The 7606-nt window shown below is 43.3% G+C and carries 10 protein-coding genes; 4 read left to right on the top strand and 6 right to left on the bottom strand.

From position 1 onward, the window contains the following. The first annotated feature begins 47 nt into the window (after positions 1–47). From QMZ64_RS22675 to QMZ64_RS22665, 3 genes are all read left to right on the top strand, one after another. Positions 48–803: a hypothetical protein gene (locus tag QMZ64_RS22675; protein WP_021838006.1), complete on the top strand. Its 756-nt coding sequence runs from the start codon at positions 48–50 to the stop codon at positions 801–803. After that, a complete protein-coding gene (locus QMZ64_RS22670) occupies positions 803–1435 on the top strand; it encodes a relaxase/mobilization nuclease domain-containing protein (RefSeq protein WP_301441612.1) in 633 nt (210 codons plus the stop codon). The genes QMZ64_RS22675 and QMZ64_RS22670 overlap by 1 nt, the downstream gene beginning before the upstream one ends. 125 nt (positions 1436–1560) lie before the next feature. Then, complete coding sequence (locus QMZ64_RS22665; protein ID WP_301441611.1) at positions 1561–2052, top strand: DUF3967 domain-containing protein; 492 nt, start codon at positions 1561–1563, stop codon at positions 2050–2052. Positions 2053–2072: 20 nt separating this feature from the next. Here the strand turns inward: QMZ64_RS22665 and QMZ64_RS22660 are convergent, their stop codons facing one another. After that, a complete protein-coding gene (locus QMZ64_RS22660; RefSeq protein ID WP_301441610.1) occupies positions 2073–2375 on the bottom strand; it encodes a hypothetical protein in 303 nt (100 codons plus the stop codon). Positions 2376–2528: 153 nt separating this feature from the next. On the opposite strand from QMZ64_RS22660, the gene QMZ64_RS22655 reads away from it, so the two are divergent. Then, a complete protein-coding gene (locus QMZ64_RS22655) occupies positions 2529–3071 on the top strand; it encodes a hypothetical protein (RefSeq protein ID WP_301441609.1) in 543 nt (180 codons plus the stop codon). 27 nt (positions 3072–3098) lie between these two features. On the opposite strand, the gene QMZ64_RS22650 is transcribed toward QMZ64_RS22655, so the two are convergent. From QMZ64_RS22650 to QMZ64_RS22630, 5 genes are all read right to left on the bottom strand, one after another. After that, on the bottom strand, positions 3099–4121 hold the full coding sequence (locus QMZ64_RS22650) for a protein rep (protein WP_268341375.1): 1023 nt from the start codon (positions 4119–4121) through the stop codon (positions 3099–3101). Positions 4122–4839: 718 nt separating this feature from the next. Continuing rightward, positions 4840–5016, bottom strand: coding sequence for a hypothetical protein (locus QMZ64_RS22645; RefSeq protein ID WP_301441608.1), 177 nt, complete (start codon positions 5014–5016; stop codon positions 4840–4842). Between the two features lie 86 nt (positions 5017–5102). Then, positions 5103–6218, bottom strand: coding sequence for a response regulator aspartate phosphatase (locus QMZ64_RS22640; RefSeq protein WP_301441607.1), 1116 nt, complete (start codon positions 6216–6218; stop codon positions 5103–5105). Between the two features lie 214 nt (positions 6219–6432). Beyond that, the gene (locus tag QMZ64_RS22635; RefSeq protein WP_046129924.1) at positions 6433–6693 is read right to left on the bottom strand and encodes a hypothetical protein; all 261 of its coding nucleotides are present in this window, start codon (positions 6691–6693) and stop codon (positions 6433–6435) included. Positions 6694–7000: 307 nt separating this feature from the next. Further along, the gene (locus QMZ64_RS22630; RefSeq protein ID WP_011161206.1) at positions 7001–7171 is read right to left on the bottom strand and encodes a hypothetical protein; all 171 of its coding nucleotides are present in this window, start codon (positions 7169–7171) and stop codon (positions 7001–7003) included. Between the last annotated feature and the right edge of the window lie 435 nt (positions 7172–7606).

Genomic DNA, 7606 nt, shown 5'->3' with positions numbered 1-7606 from the left:
CACTCTAAAATTGAGCTAATCACTCAATTTTAGGAGGTCGAAAAACCATGGTCGCCCGGCAAAAAGAATCCGTCCGACTCGACCCTGAAATTGTTTCGCTCGGTCGCAAGCTCGCGAAACAAGATTTCGGGTCTGAAAAGAAGTTTGGCCTTTTGATCGAGAACGCCATCAGGGCGTATCACGCTCGAAAAGTCCAACCTGTCGAAGCAAGCTCGCTGCTGTCCGCAACCGAGCAAGCTTTGATCGACAGGATTGAAAAACGCGTTCAAGACATGGGAAAGCAAACCGTTGAACGGATTGCTAACCTCACGGCAAAGTCATCATTCGAGACAGTCTACAGCTCCATCATTCTGGAACGAATATTTGACAGTCTCTTTAACAAAAGCAATCCAAAACAAAAGCGTGAAGAAATCCGCGGACTTGCCGCCAAGCGAATGCAGGGCCGTCTCGACAAGGAAGGCGCTGAAAAGATCAGCTCTCTCATTCAGGAAAACAAAGCACTAGAGTCTGAATGCAATCAGATCAGAGAGATGCTTGCCCAAATGGCAGCACAATACGAAGAGCTTCAGAAACTGCATGAGTCATTAAATCAAAAACACGAAAATCAAAAAGCCAACACCCAACATTATTACAACCGCGCAAGGCAGATCGATCAGGAAAAAGAGGAGTTAACCCGGCAGCTGCGCAATCAAGAAAAAGAAAACGCATCGCTGCAGAAGAAACTCCAGTTCCTTCTGGACAATTACAGCCGGTTTAAGTCAAACAGGAATTTGATTGAAGAATACGAGCAGGGGAGATACTGATGGTCGTTCATGTGAAATCGCTTGGTTTTGCCAGCCACCACAAAGGCGGCAAGCCGATCTCTCACATCAAAGAGCATATCAAGTACATAGAACTTGATCGTGATCATCACCGGACGCCGCCGGAACTGTTCACGGCTACCCAGGACAACATCAAACGAATTGAATTTTTCCAAAAGCTGAACGAACAGCCAAAGGTCGGCGTGGTCGGCCATAAGCTCGTGATCTCGCTCAGCGAGGATGAAAAAGAGCGCTACGGGACCGATCTGAAGGAATTGGTCCGAGACACCATGAATCGTTTTGAAACCAAGTACAACGTTAAACTAGATTGGGTTTCCGCCGTCCATGATGATAAAGGGCATCCTCACGCGCATGTCGTCATTCGAGGCTATAACGAGGATGGAAAACAGGTCGGCCTGTATCCTTCCCACCTGAAAGACTTGCATCAATTCGCTGATCAAGAAAAGCTACGGCAGTTTGAGAGATCAAAAGACAGCGCCCGCAGCCGTGATTTTTTGAAAGAGCTTGAGGAAGAAAGAAAGCATGAACCAACGCTTGATCTACCCCTTACATTGGAGCCGGAACATACTGTCAAAAACAAAGCACGATCAAGAGATCAAGAAATGGAACGATGAGACAGGCCCCGCGGCCTGTTTTTTTGTCTTTCTGGCTTGTAGCGTTGACTTTTCGAAATAGGAAGGCATTTACGAGATTCATAGCGAATGTTGTAGCGCATAAGGAAAAATCGAGGTGATCCGCTATGAACACCGATACGACCGCTACAAAACTTACTTCAAAAGACGTGTCCTCCCGCCTTGGCATAGAGACCGTCACAGTCCGCAAATATTCAAAGCTGCTCGAGTCTCACGGCTATTTTTTCGAGCGCGACACCAAGGGCTGGCGACTCTACAACAAAGATGATTTATCCGCTATAGAGTATCTCTACAACATGAACAAATTGGACGGCCAATCCCTTCAAAAAGCAGCCGAACACATAGCGCATCTGTATCGGTCAAAATTGACTGTATCGCAACCCGATACACCGATACAAAACGATGAAAGGCGCGCCTTATTTCAATTTGTCAAACAACAGGAAGAGTTCAATAAAATGCTGCTAGAACGCATTGAGCTTTTTGAGAAACGGCAGCAGGAAAGAGACGAAATGCTGATGAAATCCCTTCGCGAATCCCAGGAAACTCAAAAAATGCTGGCTGCCGCCCGCGAAAAAAAGTGGTGGCAATTCTGGAAATAGAAAAGCCCCCGCTTGGGGGCTTAATCTGTCTCAGCTTTCTTCCATCTACTTCTAATAACCCCCATTAACAAAATGTAAATCAATACAACGAAGATATTATACAAAGGGTCAATTTTAAAAACGAAAGTATTAAGAATAAACACTAAAAACATGAGGAGTGTTGCAATCCACCATATAACCCCATATTTTCTATCTCCCTGATCTTGACTCCTCTTACCTTTAATTAAGTCAAAAACCAAACAAGCAGCCACAAAAACCACCAAAACAATTGTGGTCACAGTAGACGAAAAATTTTCTCTAATGGTACTCATTATTATCCCCATCAGAGCAAACCCCAAAAAAGCCCAAAAAAATCTCATAAAATATCATACCTTTCTTAATTTTCACTTAATTTTTATTAAAACATACCCAGAGCTTTCCAAAAAGGTTTATATTTGATATGGGCCCATACAATTATAGGAAAGGATGTTTTTTGATTGAAAAAGAGTATAAAAGTTGTAGTAGTATTAGTGATGAGTATCACTCTATTTATTCCAACAATCAGCACTTTCGCTGCTGAACAAAGCAATGAACAGAGCAACAATGTAAAAGTTCCCGTAGTTCCTACTAATCTTCCACAAAATGATGATGAGTATTGCTCTTCAAATCAGTCTACCAGCCAAAAGATAGGAATTCAAAAAATCCCAGGAGATTATACAAACGGGTGTAAAATTGTCAAAACCCAAAAGCGCGACAACGTAGCGTACACAAACTGGGAAAATAAAGTCTTACCTGCGATTGTCGGCGGAGGAGTCGGGGGTATCGGTTTTTTCGTTGGATCAACATTAGCAAGAGCAGTTCTTTTTGGAGCAATGACGCAAACCTATGTATCTGTCCCTAAAAGCAAACCAGTCTATGTAACTATTCAACATAGAGAATGTAAAGATATGTTGGGATATCATCGATATGTAATCGTAAAAACTTACAAGGACAAAAAGAGAACTAAATTCATCAGTTCAGAAATGAAAAAACTGAGCTAAGAAAAGCAGGCCACGTGGCCTGCTCTCTTACTTGATTATGTAATTTTTAATGCCGGGATGCCAATAGGCCATGACCTCAAAGGCTTCGTTTGCCACCTCATCATCTTCTTCCTCGATCTTGACCAGATCACCGTCCTCTGCATCACCAAGATTCAGTTCCTTATGTATCTCCTTCAAGATGCCGCCATATCCGATGAGCCGCCGAGCTGAAAGCGCGTCGTCCAGATAATAAACCGTATCCAAATTGTCTTCAGTCACCTTGTTTCCGCGGACAATATCCGTATCCTTCACGGGGTACTTTGAAATTTCCAAAACGGCTTTTTGCTCCTCTATTGCCTCTCGCACTTCACTCTCGATCTGCTCCGCATCGATCTTGGCTTTCCCTTTGACCCGCTGTATATGTACAATCGGCGTATAATCAAGTTTCATTGCCTTTTTCCAAAGGCTTGTCCAATCTTTTTGACTAATGTATAACTTGCCTGTGAAATAACTTTTCTTTACTGGCAACAACACATGGAAATGTGGATGATATGTATGTTCTTCATGATTTTTCGTGATTTCTAAAGCTCGAAAATAGCCAAGGACAGCCGTATCAACTCGCTTGTACTTCATCAAACGATTAAAACCCTTCATCATATCGGAAATCGTTTGGCGAAGCTCTCCTCCCTCGACATTCCGAACTGTCAGTGTGAGAAACAACCAAGCGCAATGATATTGCCGATTGGCTTCCTCAACAATCAATTTATTGTGATATGCAATTTTTAACGACCTGCGCCAGGCACACATCGGGCATAACCTCACTTTACAAAAATAGGCTTGATACAGTTTTAATCTGCCCGTTTCCGGGTCTCTTTTAAACGACAATTGCTCCGCACATTCAAACATTCGTTGAGCCTTTTTGCTGTAGTAAGGCGCGCCAATTCGATTTTTCAAACCTTCATAGTGCTTGGCCATGAGATCGGACCGGGATTTTTTTCCCTTCCAATCTCTCTTTTTTCCTGTTGCGGTCTCGTCCACAAGGATGTTATAATTTGATTCAGATGAATACATGAAAAAAGAAACTCCCTTCTGAGCTAGTTTTCTAGCGTTCTATTATTTTGATTGGACACCTTAATAATAGCAGAGGGAGTTTTGTTCTGTCAAAAACGACCTAAACCCTTGACAGACAAGGGCTGAGAGCCATTTTTGAAAATCTTGTTGTTTCTATATAGTATCAAGATAAGAAAAGACCCGATTTTGGCCACGCCAAAATCGCAAAAAACCGGCTTTTTAGCCGGCTTTTTTAAAACCAAAAATCAAAACCCAATCTCCCCCCCGAAGGGGGGAGATTTTTTTTCAAAAATCGGCTTTTTTCATGCGAAAAAGCCTTTTTTGCGTTCAAAAACGTTTTTTTCAAGGCCGCATATTTTGCAATAGCAGCCGTTCAGCAAAAAATCAAAAAGCCCCTGCGGGAAAAACCCAGGAACGCACCAATAATTTTGGTGCGTATAACTGGGCACTGTATCGTGACCATATCCTGATCCTGGACGCAGCAAGTCCAAAAAGTGTCCTAAAGATGTCTTGTGTGCTTTTCTTCTCTTAAAAAATCGTTTAAAAGCCCTCTGAGCGTTTTTGAAGTATTCCGGCTCCTTTAAGTCGTGTTTTCCCAAAAAAGTCCTCAGAAACGATTCTGAGCATCCTCAGAGGCATTTCTTTCTCTCTTACAGACTCTCAAACACAAAAAAAGACGGAACGCATACGTCCGTCTAATAAAACATACCGCTGGTCATCACGTTGCATTTCGTATCGCAATCTGTGCATCGCTTTGAACTTCAGAAGAAAATCCAATCACACCCAGCGTTAATACTCCCAAAATGATGGCTGCTGACAAAAGGCTTTTACATTTCATACAGGAAATTCGCTCCTCACCTTGCTTTTTTTCATCAAGTCGCATTTCTCGAAGCAACTTGCACATCCCCATGATCTACATAAGAGAAACCAGCTACGCCTAGCGTTAATACCCCTAAGATGATGGCTACGGAAAAAAGGCTCTTACATTTCATACAGGAAATCGCCCCTTTGAATTTGTTTTTGAGCATCCACCATCTGCTTAAAGAAAAAAACAGAATCATCCAGACGCCCATTTTTAGTATAAAATTCCGCAGCAACTAAAGCCAGCTCCTCCAGATAAGGATAACCCCGGCCATCTTTAAGTGGTTCAAAAGCCTCCAGAACTTTCGATCTGTCCGCTTGTTTGAGGAACAACGCTTCTAAAACGCCCAGCAAATACAAACACAAGTCATCCTGGAATTCATGAGCGTATTCTTGGGCCTTTTCAAAACATTCTTGTCCTTCTGGTTTTTCATCTTTGGTGAAATGAATTAAAGCTAAATCATAATAAGCGCTTGTGATTTCTTTAGCTTTTGCCTTTTTGGCCGCTTTAATGGCCTCATGATAAAAAGGCACTGCCTGAAAGCTTCCAATTCTGCTATAACAGTGACCCATGTTCAATAATGCTTTAGTGATCATCGTCCAATTATCAATCTCTTGCGAGAGAGCCAATGCCTTGTGCAGATGGGGCAAAGCGCGATCATGCGCCAATAAATCATCATAATTTCCCGAAATAACAAAGTGGCATTGTATCTGGCGGACTTTGTATGTAACCTCCTTTTGATAAATTTCATCAGCAAGAGAGATATAATACATCGACATATGGGTTTGTTTCATGTGATAGAAGACTTCAGCCATCTTAAAGTAAAATTCAGCTTTTTCTATTTTGTCAGAAACTTTTGTTAATTTCTTCTCCGCTGCTCTATAAGACTTAATGGCTTTTATGTATTTTCCCTGCGAAAAGTAGTACATTCCGGTAAAAAACGAGCGATAGTATTCCAACAACCCCGAGAATTTTCTACCCTGTCCCTCGATTTCTCTAAGGTAATCAGCAAGGCTCATCCTTTCCTTGTTTGGAAAAAGGTAGTCCAACATCAGCTGATGCCTCAAATCCATCATCTGATAGTACAATAGGGTGTCTTGATCCTCTTCCATTCTGTCTAAATCCTGCTCAATTTCGGCTTTCAACCGTTCCGCTTCTATCACATTCAGCTTCTGGATTTCGTTGTACCACGCATTGATTTTCATTCCCACAGATGAAGATGGTATGGTTTCCAATGAGCCTCATTCCTTCCTTCCCAACAAAAACCCTTTTTATGTTAAAGATTAACATAAAGATGCCCGCCAATAATCGCAGAAAATCTCTTAGAAAAAATGTTGCGTGACGCCGCAAACAAAAAAAACGCTCCTGCCAAAAAGCAAGAGCGCTAAAACAAAACATGTGAGCAGCTAAAATTATACAACTTTATTCAGCGATCAAAAAGCCTCGGAATTAGCTCTCTATATCCGCCCCGATCTCCTTCGCAAATTCAATCATTTTTTTCCGCCTGCTCTCAAACACCTCATCCAGTCTATCAAAACGCTCATTCATATTTTTTTCAAACTCACTCAGTTCCCTCTTCAACGCCACAGTCTCTGCTTTGATACCCGATCGCGTATCTCCCAAATCCTCTTTTATCTCATCCAAACCCTCTTTAATCATCTGGCCCAAATCCTCTAGTGCCTTCAGTACCTTTTCCTCTTCTGTCTTCACTTACTTCCACCTTTCCAAAAACCGAACGACCAGGAACCAGGTTAGGGATCCAAATCGACAAAAAGACGAACGACTAAAATCGCCGGCAGCTGCCTTTACCTCCCGATTCCCGAACATCGGCCCCGCTTTTTATTCCACGGTTCGATTGACAACGAGCCTCCGCACCCTCAAACTCCCAAAGGCAACCCCGCAGGGCGAAAACCGCCCTCCGGGGCCACCTCCGGCAGTTTGCATGAGAGTGCCTCTCATTGTAAATCGACTTTCGCGGCATAAACGCTTGTTTTCTCCCTGCAGCAGCCAGTCCTCCTCAAGACCTTGCCAGTTCGAGCGCTTTTTGTATGTATTCCTCTTCTGTAATTTCTCCATGAAACCGCCTTTTCAAAAGCTCTTCCTCTTCTTTTGTAAGCACTAAGCCTTCAAAATCAAGGGTTGCTCGTACATGTCTCATGGCTTTTTCGAAGTCAATTTCCCTTGTCATGATCCTTACTCTCCCTTTATCCAATTGTATCACTTCAAGAGCAGGGCAGGCGGGCGAATGAAGTCGCCCATTGCCTGCCCCCGATGCGCAATGAACAGGGTGAGCCTCGTTACTCCTCCCTGTTCAAAGCCGCATCTTTTGCCTCGTTCCAGGTGCGCGACTCCCTGCCGGATTGTCTCGCAGCCCTCCACTTCAGCAAGCCATTTGTCCTCAATCGGAGCCTGCCCGATTTGCGGTAAATGGCATCCCAGCACCCCTGTGGGGTGTGAGAGGCGGAGCTAAAAGTGTCGGACAAAATGTTTCCGACACACTCCGCAAAGGGGATGACACGTCCTCCCCCTTGACCCCCACCGTGCGACACTCTAAAATTGAGCTAATCACTCAATTTTAGGAGGTCGAAAAACCATGGTCGCCCGGCAAAAAGAATCCGTCCGA

This window comes from Bacillus sp. LB7, from assembly GCF_030449715.1.
GTDB lineage: Bacteria > Bacillota > Bacilli > Bacillales > Bacillaceae > Bacillus > Bacillus paralicheniformis.
The sequence above is the reverse complement of the archived record's forward strand: the minus strand, read 5'-3'. Positions and strand labels throughout refer to the sequence as shown.